This window comes from Geodermatophilus sp. SYSU D00815, assembly GCF_054050035.1.
In genome coordinates this window covers 448731-462262 of record NZ_JBJGYO010000001.1, presented here as the reverse complement: position 1 = coordinate 462262, position 13532 = coordinate 448731, and the positions used below count along the sequence as shown (strand labels likewise).

The following is a 13532-nucleotide window of genomic DNA, read 5'->3' as shown; positions in this document are numbered from 1 at the left end:
GCGGGCCGCAGCGCCCTACAGGGGGAGGTCCTCCAGCATCTCGGTGACCAGCGCGGCGATCGCGGAGCGCTCGGAGCGGGTCAGGGTCACGTGGGCGAACAGCGGGTGGCCCTTGAGGCTCTCGACCACGGCGGTGACGCCGTCGTGCCGGCCGACGCGGAGGTTGTCGCGCTGCGCCACGTCGTGGGTGAGCACCACGCGCGAGCCGCTGCCGAGCCGGGAGAGCACGGTGAGCAGCACGCCGCGCTCGAGCGACTGCGCCTCGTCGACGATCACGAAGGAGTCGTGCAGCGAGCGGCCGCGGATGTGGGTCAGCGGCAGCACCTCGATGAGGTCGCGCGCGGCGATCTCGTCGAGCACGTCCGTGGAGACCAGCGCGCCGAGGGTGTCGTAGACCGCCTGCGCCCAGGGCGACATCTTCTCGCCCTCGCTGCCGGGCAGGTAGCCCAGCTCCTGACCGCCCACGGCGTACAGCGGCCGGAAGATGACCACCTTCTTGTGCGCCCGCCGCTCCATCACCGACTCCAGGCCGGCGCACAGCGCCAGCGCGGACTTGCCGGTGCCGGCCCGCCCGCCCAGGGAGACGATGCCGATCTCGGGGTCGAGCAGCAGGTCCAGCGCCACCCGCTGCTCGGCCGAGCGCCCGTGCAGCCCGAACGCCTCGCGGTCGCCGCGCACCAGCCGCACCTGCTTGTCGGGGGTGACCCGCCCCAGCGCCGAGCCGCGGGAGGACAGCAGCACCAGGCCGGTGTGCGTGGGCAGCTCGGCGGCGCCGGCCACGAAGACCTCGCCGTCGTCGTAGAGGGTGTCGAGCTCGGCGTCGTCGAGCGACAGCTCGGCCATGCCGGTCCAGCCGGCGTCGACGGCGTCCAGCGCCCGGTACTCGTCGGTGTCCAGGCCGACGGCGGCGGCCTTGACCCGCAGCGGCACGTCCTTGGTGATCAGGCAGACGTCGCGGCCCTCGGCCCGCAGGTTGAGCGCCACGACCATGATCCGCGAGTCGTTGCTGTCGTTGCGGAACCCGGCCGGCAGCGCCGAGGCGTCGCTGTGGTTGAGCTCGACGTGCAGGGTGCCGCCGGCGTCGCCGACCGGCACCGGGGCGTCGAGCCGGCCGTGGGCGACCCGCAGGTCGTCGAGGATCCGCAGCGCCTGACGGGCGAACCAGCCCAGCTCGGGGTGGTTGCGCTTGTCCTCCAGCTCCCCGATCACGACGAGCGGGAGCACCACGTCGGAGTCGCCGAAGCGCGTGAGGGCGCCCGGGTCGGAGAGGAGGACGGAGGTGTCGAGGACGTACGTGCGGCGAGTACTCACGAGTCGACTCCCGAGGGGCGCGTGCTGCGCCCCGGCTCGAAGGGAACCGGGCCCCGGCGCAGGGGCCGGGCACCGGCCCCCCTGGTCGACGAACTCGTCAGCACCAACCGGGCCTCCCGTGGAGGACGAGGTGAGCTCGCCCTCCACGGGGGACGGTAGGACTGCCCGGTGACAACTGCGTGACGAGCAGGCGGCGTGTCCCCCCTGCGAGGGAACCACCCGCCCCAGTCGCATCAACTGGACTCGCGGCGGAACCTCCGGACGCCGAACCACCAGCCGAGCGCCGCCATCGCCGCGGTGAGCCCGAGCCCCCACCACACCGTGCCGCTGGTGTAGTCGCCGAGGAACAGCGACCGCGCGCCCTCGACGACGTGCTTGAGCGGGACGACGTCGCTGATGCCCTGCAGCCACCCGGGGGCGAGGCTCATGGGGAGCAGGATCCCCGACAGCAGCAGCACCGGGAGCACGACCGCGTTGAGCAGCGGGGCGAACGCGTCCTCGCTCTTGAGCGTCAGCGCCAGCGCGTAGGACACGGCCGAGAAGGCCGCGCCGAGCAGCGCGATCACCAGCAGCGTCAGCAGGACGCCCACGAGCGGGGCCCGCAGGCCCAGCGGGATCGACACCACCACGAGCAGGGTGCCCTGCACCAGCAGGACGACGACGTCGCGCAGCACGCGGCCGAGCAGCAGCGCCGTCCGGCTGGCCGGGGTGACCCGCTGGCTCTCGACGACGCCGGCCCGCCACTCGGCGATCAGCCCGAAGCCGACGAACAGCGCGCCGAAGATGCCCAGCTGGACCAGGATCCCCGGCACGAAGATCTGGTAGGCGTTGCCCGAGCCGAGCTGCCCGGACAGCGGCTCGAGCAGCGGCCCGAACAGCAGGATGTAGAGCACCGGCTGGGTGAGGCCGATGACCACCCACGCCGGGTTGCGCAGCGACAGCCGCATGGCCCGGGCGAAGATCGTCCAGGTGTCCCGGGCGATGCTGCTGGTCGCGGCGGGCGCGGTCATCGCAGGGCTCCTTCCGGTTCGGGGACGTCGGCGCCGGGCGCGGCGCCCTCCTCGCGCAGGGACCGGCCGGTCAGGCCGAGGAAGACGTCGTCCAGGCTCGGCCGGCGGCTCTCGATCCCGGCCACCTCGATGCCGGCGGCGTCCAGCTCGCGGACCAGGCGCACCAGCGCGGCGCCGCCATTGGGCACCCGGCCGACCACCCGGTCGTCGTGCACCTGCGGCGGCTCGGCGCCGGGCAGGCCGGCGACCAGCCGGGCCACCTCGCCGGCCTGCTCGGCGCGGGCGGCGGTCACGGTGACGACGTCCCCGCCGACCCCGGACTTCAGCGCGTCCGGCGTCCCGGAGGCGACGATCGCGCCGTGGTCGATGACGAGGATGCGGTCGCAGAGCGCGTCGGCCTCGTCGAGGTAGTGGGTGGTGAGGAAGACCGTCGTCCCCCGCTCCTCCCGCAGGCCGCGGATGTGCTGCCACAGGTTGGCCCGCGCCTGCGGGTCCAGGCCGGTGGTCGGCTCGTCGAGGAACACGAGGCCGGGCTCGTGCACCAGCCCCATCGCGATGTCGAGGCGGCGTCGCTGGCCGCCGGACATCGCCTTGGGCTTGCGGTCCCACAGCCCGTCGAGGTCGAGCTCGCGGAACAGCCGCTGGCCGCGGGCGGTGGCGTCGGCGGTGCTCATGCCGTACAGCCGGGCGTGGTCGACGACCTCCTCCCCGGCGAGGGCCTCGGGCTGGGTCGAGCCGCTCTGCGACACGTAGCCGATCCGGCGGCGGACGCCCACCGGGTCGGCGAGCAGGTCGCAGCCGGCGACGGTGGCGGTGCCCGCCGTGGGCACCAGCAGCGTGGTGAGCATGCGCAGGGTGGTGGTCTTCCCGGCCCCGTTGGGGCCGAGGAAGCCGACGATCTCGCCGGCCTCGACGTCGAGGTCCACCCCGGCGACGGCGTGGATCTCCTGCTTCTTCCTCCGGAACGTGCGGGCGAGCCCGCGGGCGTGGATCACGCCGCGGAGTATTCAAGTTTGACTACCCGGCGGTCAAGCGCTTTTCGGCGGGGCGAGGACGGCGGGCGGCCAGACCCCCTCGACCGGGAGGTCCGGGCCGGGCTCCTCGCCGGCGAAGCGGTAGTGCCCGGCGTCCAGGCGCGCGCAGACCTCGCGCACCCAGGCCCGCTCGCCGTCGACCCACGCGCGGGTGACGTGGAACAGCTCGACCGTGCTCGCCGGGGCCAGCCGCGAGGCCTCGACGTCGCGCACGGCGGCCCCCATCCGCGAGGCCGTCGCCTCCAGCACCAGGTCGCGAGCGCGCAGCGCCTCCCGCACCTCGGCGCGCGGCAGCGTCGTGAAGAAGCAGAGGCCGGCCAGCAGCCGGCTCGGGTCTCCCGGCTCGGGCCGGCGCAGTGCGGCGTCGAGGAGCCGGCGGTACTCGACCTCGCCGTCGGCGGTGAGCCGGTAGGAGACCGGGTCGCCGGGCAGCTCCTCGACGAGGCCGCGCCCGGCCAGGGTGCGCAGCCCGGAGTAGATCGAGCCCGGCTTGACGTGCGCCCAGTCCTCCACCTGCCAGCTCAGCAGCTCCCGGCGCAGCAGGTAGCCGTGGACCGGCTGGAAGATCCGGACCGCCCCGAGCAGCAGCAGCCGCGTGGTGGACATGCGCTCACTGTGCCGCGCGGGCGGCCGTCGCGGACAGCGGGCTCACTCCTCCCGGCGATCCCGGGGCACCTCGGGCAGCCACGGCAGCTCACGGGTGGGCGGCTGCCGCCGCGGCTCGCGCGGCTGCCGCCGCGGCTCGCGCGGCGACGGCGGCCGCGCCCGGTCGTCGGCCCGCGGCCACGCGTCGCGGGCCCGTGGGCGGTCGTCCGCGGCCGGCGGCCAGTCGTCGTCGACGGGCGGCCAGTCGTCGGGGTCGTCGTCCCACCGCTCGGCCGGACGGCGCCGGACGGCGGCGCTCCCCCGCCGGGGACGGGCGGCGACGACGGCCCACAGCGCGGGCACGAGCAGGACCGGCCACTGCAGCGCCGGATCGCCCAGCCACAGCAGCAGCACCAGCAGCAGCCCGAACAGCCACGCCGCCGTCCACAGACCCAGGGCGCGGGACTGCCGCGGGGTGCGCCGTGCCATGCCGGTTCAAACGGTCCGCAGCTCGCCGGCGATCCCGGCCGGGGTGAGCGGCTCGTCGAGCAGCCGGAGGAAGCGGTCGGCGACGGGCTGCCCGTCCGGCCGGTCGGCCAGCCAGCGCGAGAGCAGGTCGAAGCCCTCGACGTAGGTGGAGATGTAGGCGCGCCACAGCGGGTGGGTGAGGAACCGCAGCTGCTGGGCGGCCCGCTCGGCGCTGACCAGCGACCAGCGCTGCAGGTACGCGGTCACCTCGGCGGCGTCGGCCCCGCGGTCGTGCAGCAGGATCGCGGCGTCCTGGCGGACCCGGTTCAGCGGCGCCGCCGCGATGGCGACCCGCTCGGCGAGCTCGCCGTCCAGCCGCAGGCCGAGGTCCCCCAGGATCTCCGCCGCCCACGGGCCCCACCCGTCGCCGATCGACGCCTCGACGCCGAGGTCGGCCAGGCCCTCGGCCATGAGGCACTCCGGGGTGTTGACCAGGAAGACGGTGTGCTCGACCCGGCCGGCCTTCTCGACCAGGCCCTGCTCCTTGCGGCAGTGCTCGGTGTGGTGGCCGGGGTAGGACTCGTGCGCGACCAGGCGCGGCAGCTGGCCGAGCCGGTGCGGCAGGTCGGCGTTGATGGCCACGCGGGAGCGGAAGTCGCCCTCGTAGTAGTTGAAGCCCGACCACGGCTGGTCGGTGACGACCTCGTAGGTGACCGTCTCGGCCTCGGGCAGGCCGTAGTCGCGGCGGACCCGGTCGCGCAGCGCGCTGGACAGCGCGAGCACCGCCTCCTCCAGCCGGGCCGGCGGGCACTCCTCCCGCCGGCGGTGGACGGCGTAGCGCTCGGCCAGCGGGCCCGAGCCGGGCAGCAGCGTGTCCAGCTCGGCGTGCGCGGCCGCGTACACCGCGGGATCGCCGAGCTCGACGTCGACCTGGAAGTAGGCCGCCACCTCGTCGACGAAGCCGACCGGCTCGCCGCTCATCTTGCGGGCGGTGCACTCCAGGCCGGTCAGCTGGCCGCGCAGGAACGCCGTCCGCTCGGCGGTCAGGCCGGTGGAGTCGAGCTCGCGCATCAGGCCGCGGGCCTGGTCGCGGAGCTGCTGCGGGGTGGGCGCCGGCTCGTCCAGCACCTCCGCGCGGATGCGGGGGTCGCCGGTGTAGGCGTCGACGAAGCCGGACTCGAGCCGGTCGAAGCGCAGGCCCAGACGCACGTACTCCAGGGGGACGTCGACCATGCCGGGGAGTCTGTCAGGAGCAGGAGCGACGGCGCCTCGCGGTGCCCTCGCGTCCCGCGCGCGTCCGCCCGAGGCTCCGCCCGGGCGCCGTCAGCCGCCGAAACGACGATGCCGTGCGGAGTAGTCGCGCAGCGCACGCAGGAAGTCGACCCGGCGGAAGTCGGGCCAGTACACGTCGGTGAAGTAGAACTCCGAGTGCGCGGTCTGCCAGAGCAGGAAGCCCGACAGGCGCTGCTCCCCGCTGGTGCGGATGATCAGGTCGGGGTCGGGCTGACCGCGGGTGTAGAGGTGTTCGGCGATGTGCTCGACGTCGAGGACCTCGACCAGCTCGTCGAGGGACGTGCCGCGCTCGCTGTGCTCGGCCAGCAGGGAGCGGACGGCGTCGGCGATCTCGCGCCGTCCCCCGTAGCCGACGGCGAGGTTGACCGTGGCGCCGGGCCGGTCGCAGGTGAGCTCCTCGGCCTCCTTGAGGACGGCGACCGTCTCGGCCGGCAGCAGCTCCAGCGCCCCCACCGCGCGCAGGTGCCAGCGCCGGTGGACGGCGGAGAGGTCGGTGACGACGCCCTCGATGATCCGCAGCAGGGGGAGCAGCTCGGGCTCCGGGCGGGAGAGGTTGTCGGTGGACAGCATGAAGATCGTGACGACCTCGACGCCGGCCTCGTCGCACCAGTCGAGGAAGTCGGCGATCGTGTCCGCGCCGCGGCGGTGCCCCTCGCTGACGTCCTCGAGCCCCATCTCGCGGGCCCACCGCCGGTTGCCGTCGATGATCACGCCGACGTGGCGGGGGACGTCGGCGCCCTCCAGGGCTCGCGCCAGCCGCCGTTCGTACACCCGGGTCAGTACCTCGCGGACCCTCCGGCGCGCCCCCACGGGGGTCACCCTAAGCCCCCGTCCGGCTACGCACGCATCCCGTCCCGCACCTGCGGCGACACGTCCCGGCCGCTGGCGGCAAGGTCACAGCGGCCTCCGGGTGCCGCGCTACCTACGGGACCGTAACCTCGGGTCATGAGCGCTCTCCCCGATCACCGCGAGCCCGTCCGGGTGGAGGCCGACGGGGCGGAACTCGAGGCCCCGCGCGACCAGGCCGTCACCGCCGTCCTCGAGGAGGGCGCGCGGGTCGAGCAGGCGTGGACCGCCGCCGACTTCGCCGACGACGACTGGGACCACCCCGACACCCGCCCCCGGATGCGCGGCTGGCTGCACCTGTTCTCGTTCTTCGGCGCGATCGTCGCCGGCGCCGTCCTCGTCCCGCTGGCCTCGGTCCTCGGGGCGCGGGCGGGGTTCTCGGTGGCCGTCTACTCGCTGACCATCTGCGGGCTGTTCGGCATCAGCGCCCTCTACCACCGTCGTCGCTGGTCACCGCGCGGCTGGAAGATCATGAAGCGGCTCGACCACTCGATGATCTTCCTGTTCATCGCCGGCACCTACACGCCGTTCTCGCTGCTCGCCGTCGACGACCCCACCGGGTACTGGGTGCTCGGTGTCGTGTGGGCCGGTGCGCTGGCCGGCGTCACGCTCAAGCTCACCTGGCCGACGGCGCCGCGCTGGGTCGGCGTACCGCTGTACGTCGCGCTGGGCTGGGTCGCCGTCTTCGTGCTCACCGACATCCTGCACATCGCCGGGGTGACCTCGCTGGTGCTGCTGGCCGTGGGCGGGGTGCTGTACACGCTGGGCGGGATCGCCTACGCGATCAAGAAGCCGAACCCGTGGCCCGGCGTGTTCGGCTACCACGAGGTCTTCCACGCGATGACCGTCGTGGCGGCGATCTGCCACTACATCGCCGTCTACTTCGCGATGTACAACTCCCCGTTCATCTGAGGGAGCGCCCTCCTGCCCCTCCCGCTCGCGCGCTCGCGGCGGGCCCCTGCAGGAGGGCCGTCAGGTCCAGGGCGGGCGCGGGTCGCGGCGCTGCGACCAGCGGCCGGCGGTGCGCCAGAGGCGGGCAACGGCGTCGGTGTCCTCGTCGGTGACCAGGTTGCCCATGACGCGCAGCGCCAGGGTCATCAGGGCCCGCGAGCGCATGCCGACCGGGCCCGCCGCCGGGAGCAACCGCGGCACGGTGAGCAGCCCGGCCAGCCGCCGGGCGATGGAGAACGCGGTGCCGTAGTTGCGGCGCAGCGTCGCCGGCCACGCGGCCGACCAGTCGGGCTCGTCGAGCAGCCCGGCGAGGTCGCGGCCGGTCTCCAGGCCGTAGTCGATGCCCTCGCCGTTGAGCGGGTTGACGCAGCCGGCGGCGTCGCCGACCAGCGCCCAGTTGCGCCCCGCGACCCCCGAGACCGCCCCGCCCATCGGCAGCAGGGCCGACGCCGGCGCGCGCAGGTCCCCGTCGAGCTGCCAGTCCTCGCGCCGGCGGTCGGCGTAGAGGTCCAGCAGCGCCTTCAGCTGCACGCCGGCGGGCCGCTTCGCCGTCGCGAGGGTTCCGACGCCGATGTTGACCTCGCCGTCGCCGAGCGGGAACACCCAGCCGTAGCCCGACAGCAGCTCCCCGTCGCCGCCGCGCAGCTCCAGGTGCGAGGAGATCCACTCGTCGTCGCTGCGGCCGGAGCGCACGTAGGCGCGCGCCGCGACCCCGTAGGCGGTGTCGCGGTGCCACTCGCGGCCGAGCAGCCGCCCCAGCGGGGAGCGGGCGCCGTCGGCCACCACCAGGTGGGAGCAGCGGATCGTCGTCCGCACGCCGTCGCCGCGGTCGAACACGACGCCGGTGACCCGGTCCCCGTCCCGCTCGACGTCGACCGCCCGCGCCCGCTCGACCGGCAGCGCGCCGTCGGCGAGGGCGACCTCGCGGATCCGCGCGTCGAGCACCGTCCGCGGCACGGCTCCGCCGTGGTCGGGCAGCGAGCCCCCCGGCCAGGGCAGCAGCAGCTCCTGGCCGAAGCCGGCGGCGCGCAGGCCGCGGTTGCGCCCGTGCTTGCGCACCCACTCCCCGAGGCCGAGCAGCTCGAGCTCGGCGACCGCCCGCGGGGTCAGCCCGTCACCGCACGCCTTGTCCCGCGGGAACACCGCCGCGTCGGCCAGGACGACGTCGCGTCCCGCGCGGGCCGCCCACGCCGCGGCGGCGGACCCGGCCGGGCCCGCGCCGACCACGAGGACGTCGGTCGAGGTCGGCTCGGCGGCGGTCACGCCCACCAGTGTCCCTGCTCGGCGGCGCGGATCAGCCGAGGACCGGCAGGCGCTCGGCGGCGGCGCCGAGCGCCGCGCGGTCGGCCTCGGTCAGCGGCTCCCGGCCGGCCCCCCGCAGAGCGGCGGTGGCGTCGTCCCACCCGGCGGGGAACGCCCCGCCGAACAACGCCTCGAAGACCCGGCGCACCTCGGCGAGCGGGCCGGCCACCGGACCCGGCCGGTCGAGGTGCCGGACAAGGTCCAGGTGGTGCACGGTCGCCTCGACCACGAGGGTCGAGACCAGGTCGGGCAGGGTCATCGGCGCCCCCTGGTTGCCGACCAGCTCGCCGGCCGGCACCCGGCCGGCCGCCACGAGCACGGCCGCCGAGGCGGCGGTGAACCGCCGGGCCAGCACCTCGACCCCGCCCTGCACCGCGGCGGCGACGCGGACGGCGACCAGTCCGTCGGCGTCCTCCCCGGAGGGCGGCGCGTCGGGCCGCCAGTAGTCCACCGCGTCGACCACGGGCGGCCCCTCCGCCGGCGTCGCGAGCGCGACCAGCGCGCGGTGCGCGTCGTCGACCAGGTGCAGCGCCAGGTCGAGCACCGACCAGCCGGTGCACCCGGTCGGCCGCCACTGCTCCTCGGCGGTCAGCGAGGCCAGGACGCCGGCGAGCTCGCCGTAGGCCGCCCGCAGCACCCAGAGCTCGGCCATGCCCCTGAGCGTGGCACGCTCAGCCGACCTCCGGCCCGCGGGCCCGGACCTCCTCGACCGTCGCCATGGCCTCCCGCAGCTCGGTGAGCCACTCGTCGGTGTGCCGGCCCACCAGCCGGACGGCCCAGGCGAGCGCCTCGGACCGGGACCGGGCGACGCCGGCGTCGACGAGGGTGTCGAGGACCAGCCGCTCGGGCTGCCGGAGACGCGTCATCACCGGCACCGACAGGTTGGTGAAGACCTCGCGCACGTCGCCGCACACCGCGCCCCAGGCGACCGACCGCCCGTACCGCTCCTGGGCCGCGTCGGCGATCGCCATCCGCTGCTCGCGGGTCTCCTCGCGGAACCGCGCGATGCGCCCGGCCCGCGCCGCCCCCGGATCGCCCTCGCCGGGTTCCGGCTCGGCCAGCGTGCCGATGACGGTGATCTCGTCGCGGTCGACCACCAGCTCCACCGGCGCGGTGAACCAGCCGTCGGGCAGCCGCCCGGCGAACCAGCCGGCCACCTCGGCGCGGTCCACCGGCGGCCCCGCCTCGGCGGCGCGGCCCCGCCCCTTGCCGGCCCAGGCGCGGGCGAACTCGCGGGCGAAGCGGTCGCCGCCGAATCGATGTGCGTGCATGACACCCTCCCGGCGTCCGTGGTGATTACACCGTTGCACCGTAAGCCGGATCGGAGGCCTCAGGAAGGTGCCATCGCTGCGCCGAGAGCGGACACGTCGGTGACCGGCGCCGAGCACACGAAGCCCCGGCAGACGTAGGCCGCCGGCCGGCCGGCCACGAGCGGCCGGCCGGCGAGCAGCGGGACACCGGGGGCGTCGGGCTCCCCCACCACCACGACCGCGCCCGGGCTGGTCGACGCGCGGGCGGCCGACGCGAGGGCGTCGCGCTCCGGGCCCGCCGGACCGCTCACCGCCACCTCGAGCGGTCCGGCGAGCAGGGCCTCGCCGACCGCCGCCGCCCAGCCGGCCGCCCGGGGCGCCCGCTCGACCAGCCGGGCGAGCAGGGCGAGCGCCGCCTCGCCCAGCTCGCGGTGCCGCGGCGAACCGGCCAGGGCGCCGTAGGTCACGGCCGCGCCCGCGGCGGCCGCGACGCCCGCGGGGGTGGGTCCGTCGGCGGGGTCGAACGGCCGGTGCACCAGCGCCTCGGCGTCGGCGGCGGTGTCGTGCCAGCCGTCGGCGTCCACGAACTGCCCGGCGACGACGTCGAGCAGGTCCCCGGCGAGCTCGAGCCAGCGGCCCTCGGCCGTCGCCTGGTGCAGGGCGAGCAGCCCCTCGGCGAGATCGCCGTAGTCCTCCAGCACGCCGGCGGGGGCGCCCGCGACGCCGCCCCGGGACACCCTGCGCAGCCGGCCGTCGACCCAGTGCACGCCGGCCAGCAGCTCGGCCGCGCGGCGGGCGGCCTCGACCGACGCGCCCGCACCGGTGAGCACGCCGTGCTCGGCGAGCGCGGCGATCGCCAGGCCGTTCCAGGCGGTCACCACCTTGTCGTCGCGAGCGGGTTGCGGCCGCCGGGCCCGCGCCCCGGTCAGCCGGCGCCGGACGTCGGCCAGCCGGGCCGCGTCGTCGGGGTCGCGGAGCAGCTGCAGGGTCGACGCGCCGTGCTCGAAGGTGCCGGCCGCGGTCACCGCGAAGACCTCGGCGGCCCACCGGCCGTCGTCCTCGCCGAGCACCTCGACCAGCTGGGCCGGCGTCCAGACGTAGGTGAGCCCCTCCACCCCGTCGGTGTCGGCGTCCAGCGCCGAGGCGAACCCGCCCTCGGTCGTGGCCAGGTCGCGGAGCAGGAAGCCCGCGGTGTCGTCGGCGACGCGCCGCGCCCACTCCTCCCCCGTCGCCCGCCACAGGTGCAGGTAGACGCGCAGCAGGAGCGCGTTGTCGTACAGCATCTTCTCGAAGTGCGGCACCACCCACCGGGCGTCGACCGAGTAGCGGGCGAACCCGCCGGCGAGCTGGTCGTGGATGCCGCCGCGGGCCATCGCCTCCAGCGTGCCGCGCGCCATGCGCAGCGACCGCTCGTCGCCGGTGCGGGCGGCGTGGCGGAGGAGGAACTCCAGCACCATCGACGGCGGGAACTTGGGGGCGCTGTCGAAGCCCCCGGCCGCGGCGTCGTACGTGCGCTCGAGCGCGTCGACGGCGGCGTCGAGCAGCTCGGCCGACAGCGGCGCGGGCGGCAGCTCGATCCGGGAGGCGATCGCGGTGGCCACCCGCCCGCCGGCGGCCTCGACCTCCTCGCGCTTGGTGCGCCAGGCCTCGGCCATCGCGGCGAGCACCTGCCGGAAGGCGGGCATGCCGTGCGCCGGCCGCGGCGGGAAGTAGGTCCCGCAGTAGAACGGGCGCCCGTCGGGGGTGGCGAAGACGGTCATCGGCCAGCCGCCGTGCCCGGTGAGCGCCTGGGTCGCGGTCATGTAGACGCCGTCGACGTCCGGGCGTTCCTCGCGGTCGACCTTCACGCAGACGAAGTGCTCGTTCATCTGCGCCGCGGTGGCCTCGTCCTCGAACGACTCGTGGGCCATCACGTGGCACCAGTGGCACGCCGCGTACCCGATCGAGACCAGCAGCGGGACGTCGCGGGCGCGCGCCTCGGCGAAGGCCTCCTCCCCCCACTCCCACCAGTCGACGGGGTTGTCGGCGTGCTGCAGCAGGTACGGGCTGGTGGCCCGCGCGAGTCGGTTGGGCACACCCCCTCCCTACCCCGTCAGGCCTCCTCGGGCTCCCGTTCCTTGCGGCGCAGCAGCCACGAGGTGACGCCCAGGAGCAGCACGAGCACCCCGAGGACGCCGATCTCGGCGAGCCGGTCGTCGAAGTCGGCCCCCTGGCCGACGACGCCGGCGGCCTCGACCGACAGGACGACGATCTCCTTGATCGAGGCGATGACCCCGATGATCAGGAAGGGCTCCGCGACGAGCTCGCGCCGCTCCACGGTCGCGCGGACGGCGAACAGCAGCTCGACGACGATGAAGACGAGCAGCAGGACGTCGAGCATCTCGAGCAGCGGGGCCTGCGAGAAGTCCTGGAACACCGTCCACGCCGTCCGGCCGGCCAGCGCCAGCAGGACGAGCGCCGCGACGACCAGCAGGACGGCGATGCCCGCGTAGACGACGTTCTCGGCGATCTCGAGCGCCCGCGTACCCACCCGGCCGAAGCCGGGCGGGGGCACGCGTGACTCCGCCTCGTCCCGCGGTCGCCCGGTCACGCAGCGATCTTTCGGCAGCGGCGGCCCGCGGGGGGAGGGAGGAACCGCCCTGTCAGCCGATCGGGGAACGGCCGCCACCGGTCCGGGTGTCGCTCACAGCGGGTGAGGCCCGGGTCGCGCTAGCACACAACACGCAGGAACGAGCGGTCCCACGCCCCGTTTCCGGTCAACTGCTGCCAACTCGTTACCGCACGGTTCGTCGCGATGGCGAGATTCTGCCCATTCCGGTGGAAGGCGTGTCGGCGGATTCTGACGGCGGCGCACACACACACAGGAGGCCGCCATGAGAAGAACTCTCCGAACCGCCGTCCTCGTCCTCGCCACCGTCCTGGCAGCGCTCACCCTGAGCGCCCCCGCACAGGCCGCCGCGAGCCCGTACTGCGGCATCACCTGGGGCTCGCTCGCGAAGGGAGCGGGTTCCTGGACCGACGCCGAGGTGGTGACCGACGTCCGCGCCGGCCGGCACAGCTGCTACGACCGGCTGGTCATCGACCTCGGCAGCAGCGACAACGCCTTCCGGTCCTACCAGGTCCGCTACGTCGACCGGGTCGTCGCCGACGGGTCCGGCGCGGTGATCCCGGTGCGCGGGGGCGCGCGCCTGCAGGTCACCGTCGGCGCGGCCGCCTACGACGAGAACGGCGACCCCACGTTCGGCCCGACCACCCGCGAGGTCGTCCCCGTCGACGGCTACCGGACCTTCCGCCAGGTCGCCTTCGCCGGCTCGTTCGAGGGCCGCACCGACTTCGGCCTCGGCGTCCGCGCGCGCCTGCCCTTCCGGGTGTTCGTCCTGGCCGGCGCGCCGTACTCCGACCAGGGCCCCCGCCTGGTGATCGACGTGGCGCACGCCTGGTAGACGGCGCGCACGCCCGGCAGCGGGCGCACCCCCGGCGGC

Annotated in this window: 14 protein-coding genes; 2 read left to right on the top strand and 12 right to left on the bottom strand. The window is 75.4% G+C overall.

Annotated features, from left to right (window positions below):
• Nucleotides 1-15: 15 nt before the first annotated feature.
• The 7 genes from ACI78S_RS02275 to ACI78S_RS02245 form a co-directional block, all read right to left on the bottom strand.
• Entirely contained in the window at nt 16-1311 is a 1296-nt protein-coding gene (locus ACI78S_RS02275; RefSeq protein WP_456970574.1) for a PhoH family protein, read from the bottom strand.
• A gap of 233 nt (nt 1312-1544) precedes the next feature.
• Nucleotides 1545-2321: an ABC transporter permease gene (locus ACI78S_RS02270; protein ID WP_456970573.1), complete on the bottom strand. Its 777-nt coding sequence runs from the start codon at nt 2319-2321 to the stop codon at nt 1545-1547.
• Nucleotides 2318-3316, bottom strand: a complete 999-nt coding sequence (locus ACI78S_RS02265) for an ATP-binding cassette domain-containing protein (RefSeq protein WP_456970572.1) — start codon at nt 3314-3316, stop codon at nt 2318-2320. The genes ACI78S_RS02270 and ACI78S_RS02265 overlap by 4 nt, the downstream gene beginning before the upstream one ends.
• 33 nt (nt 3317-3349) lie before the next feature.
• Nucleotides 3350-3961 (bottom strand): PadR family transcriptional regulator, encoded by a 612-nt coding sequence (locus ACI78S_RS02260; protein ID WP_456970571.1) that lies wholly within the window; start codon nt 3959-3961, stop codon nt 3350-3352.
• A 42-nt stretch (nt 3962-4003) separates the two neighbouring features.
• Nucleotides 4004-4429, bottom strand: coding sequence for a hypothetical protein (locus ACI78S_RS02255; protein WP_456970570.1), 426 nt, complete (start codon nt 4427-4429; stop codon nt 4004-4006).
• A 6-nt stretch (nt 4430-4435) separates the two neighbouring features.
• Entirely contained in the window at nt 4436-5641 is a 1206-nt protein-coding gene (locus ACI78S_RS02250) for a DUF885 domain-containing protein (protein WP_456970569.1), read from the bottom strand.
• A 90-nt stretch (nt 5642-5731) separates the two neighbouring features.
• The gene (locus tag ACI78S_RS02245) at nt 5732-6511 is read right to left on the bottom strand and encodes an isoprenyl transferase (RefSeq protein ID WP_456970568.1); all 780 of its coding nucleotides are present in this window, start codon (nt 6509-6511) and stop codon (nt 5732-5734) included.
• Nucleotides 6512-6646: 135 nt separating this feature from the next.
• Here ACI78S_RS02245 and trhA point away from each other — a divergent pair, with 135 nt between their 5' ends.
• Nucleotides 6647-7459 (top strand): PAQR family membrane homeostasis protein TrhA, encoded by an 813-nt coding sequence (trhA, locus tag ACI78S_RS02240; protein WP_456970567.1) that lies wholly within the window; start codon nt 6647-6649, stop codon nt 7457-7459.
• Between the two features lie 60 nt (nt 7460-7519).
• On the opposite strand, the gene ACI78S_RS02235 is transcribed toward trhA, so the two are convergent.
• Genes ACI78S_RS02235 through ACI78S_RS02215 form a run of 5 tightly spaced genes read right to left on the bottom strand, consistent with a single transcriptional unit; the run spans nt 7520 to nt 12604 of the window.
• On the bottom strand, nt 7520-8761 hold the full coding sequence (locus ACI78S_RS02235) for a geranylgeranyl reductase family protein (RefSeq protein ID WP_456970566.1): 1242 nt from the start codon (nt 8759-8761) through the stop codon (nt 7520-7522).
• A 31-nt stretch (nt 8762-8792) separates the two neighbouring features.
• On the bottom strand, nt 8793-9452 hold the full coding sequence (locus ACI78S_RS02230; protein WP_456970565.1) for a maleylpyruvate isomerase N-terminal domain-containing protein: 660 nt from the start codon (nt 9450-9452) through the stop codon (nt 8793-8795).
• Between the two features lie 19 nt (nt 9453-9471).
• A complete protein-coding gene (locus ACI78S_RS02225; protein WP_456970564.1) occupies nt 9472-10071 on the bottom strand; it encodes a hypothetical protein in 600 nt (199 codons plus the stop codon).
• A gap of 59 nt (nt 10072-10130) precedes the next feature.
• Complete coding sequence (locus ACI78S_RS02220) at nt 10131-12125, bottom strand: thioredoxin domain-containing protein (protein ID WP_456970563.1); 1995 nt, start codon at nt 12123-12125, stop codon at nt 10131-10133.
• A gap of 17 nt (nt 12126-12142) precedes the next feature.
• Nucleotides 12143-12604 carry a phosphate-starvation-inducible PsiE family protein gene (locus tag ACI78S_RS02215; RefSeq protein ID WP_456970562.1) on the bottom strand — a complete coding sequence of 154 codons (462 nt, stop codon included), beginning with the start codon at nt 12602-12604 and terminating at the stop codon, nt 12143-12145.
• Nucleotides 12605-12923: 319 nt separating this feature from the next.
• On the opposite strand from ACI78S_RS02215, the gene ACI78S_RS02210 reads away from it, so the two are divergent.
• Complete coding sequence (locus ACI78S_RS02210) at nt 12924-13493, top strand: AMIN-like domain-containing (lipo)protein (RefSeq protein WP_456970561.1); 570 nt, start codon at nt 12924-12926, stop codon at nt 13491-13493.
• Nucleotides 13494-13532: the final 39 nt, after the last annotated feature.

What these genes read in the sequence shown, in the direction of transcription:
- ACI78S_RS02270 (WP_456970573.1), bottom strand. Translation starts at nt 2,321, where the DNA reads ATGACCGCGCCCGCCGCGACCAGCAGCATCGCCCGGGACACCTGGACG.
- ACI78S_RS02260 (WP_456970571.1), bottom strand. Translation starts at nt 3,961, where the DNA reads ATGTCCACCACGCGGCTGCTGCTGCTCGGGGCGGTCCGGATCTTCCAG.
- ACI78S_RS02255 (WP_456970570.1), bottom strand. Translation starts at nt 4,429, where the DNA reads ATGGCACGGCGCACCCCGCGGCAGTCCCGCGCCCTGGGTCTGTGGACG.
- ACI78S_RS02250 (WP_456970569.1), bottom strand. Translation starts at nt 5,641, where the DNA reads ATGGTCGACGTCCCCCTGGAGTACGTGCGTCTGGGCCTGCGCTTCGAC.
- trhA (WP_456970567.1), top strand. Translation starts at nt 6,647, where the DNA reads ATGAGCGCTCTCCCCGATCACCGCGAGCCCGTCCGGGTGGAGGCCGAC.
- ACI78S_RS02230 (WP_456970565.1), bottom strand. Translation starts at nt 9,452, where the DNA reads ATGGCCGAGCTCTGGGTGCTGCGGGCGGCCTACGGCGAGCTCGCCGGC.
- ACI78S_RS02225 (WP_456970564.1), bottom strand. Translation starts at nt 10,071, where the DNA reads ATGCACGCACATCGATTCGGCGGCGACCGCTTCGCCCGCGAGTTCGCC.
- ACI78S_RS02210 (WP_456970561.1), top strand. Translation starts at nt 12,924, where the DNA reads ATGAGAAGAACTCTCCGAACCGCCGTCCTCGTCCTCGCCACCGTCCTG.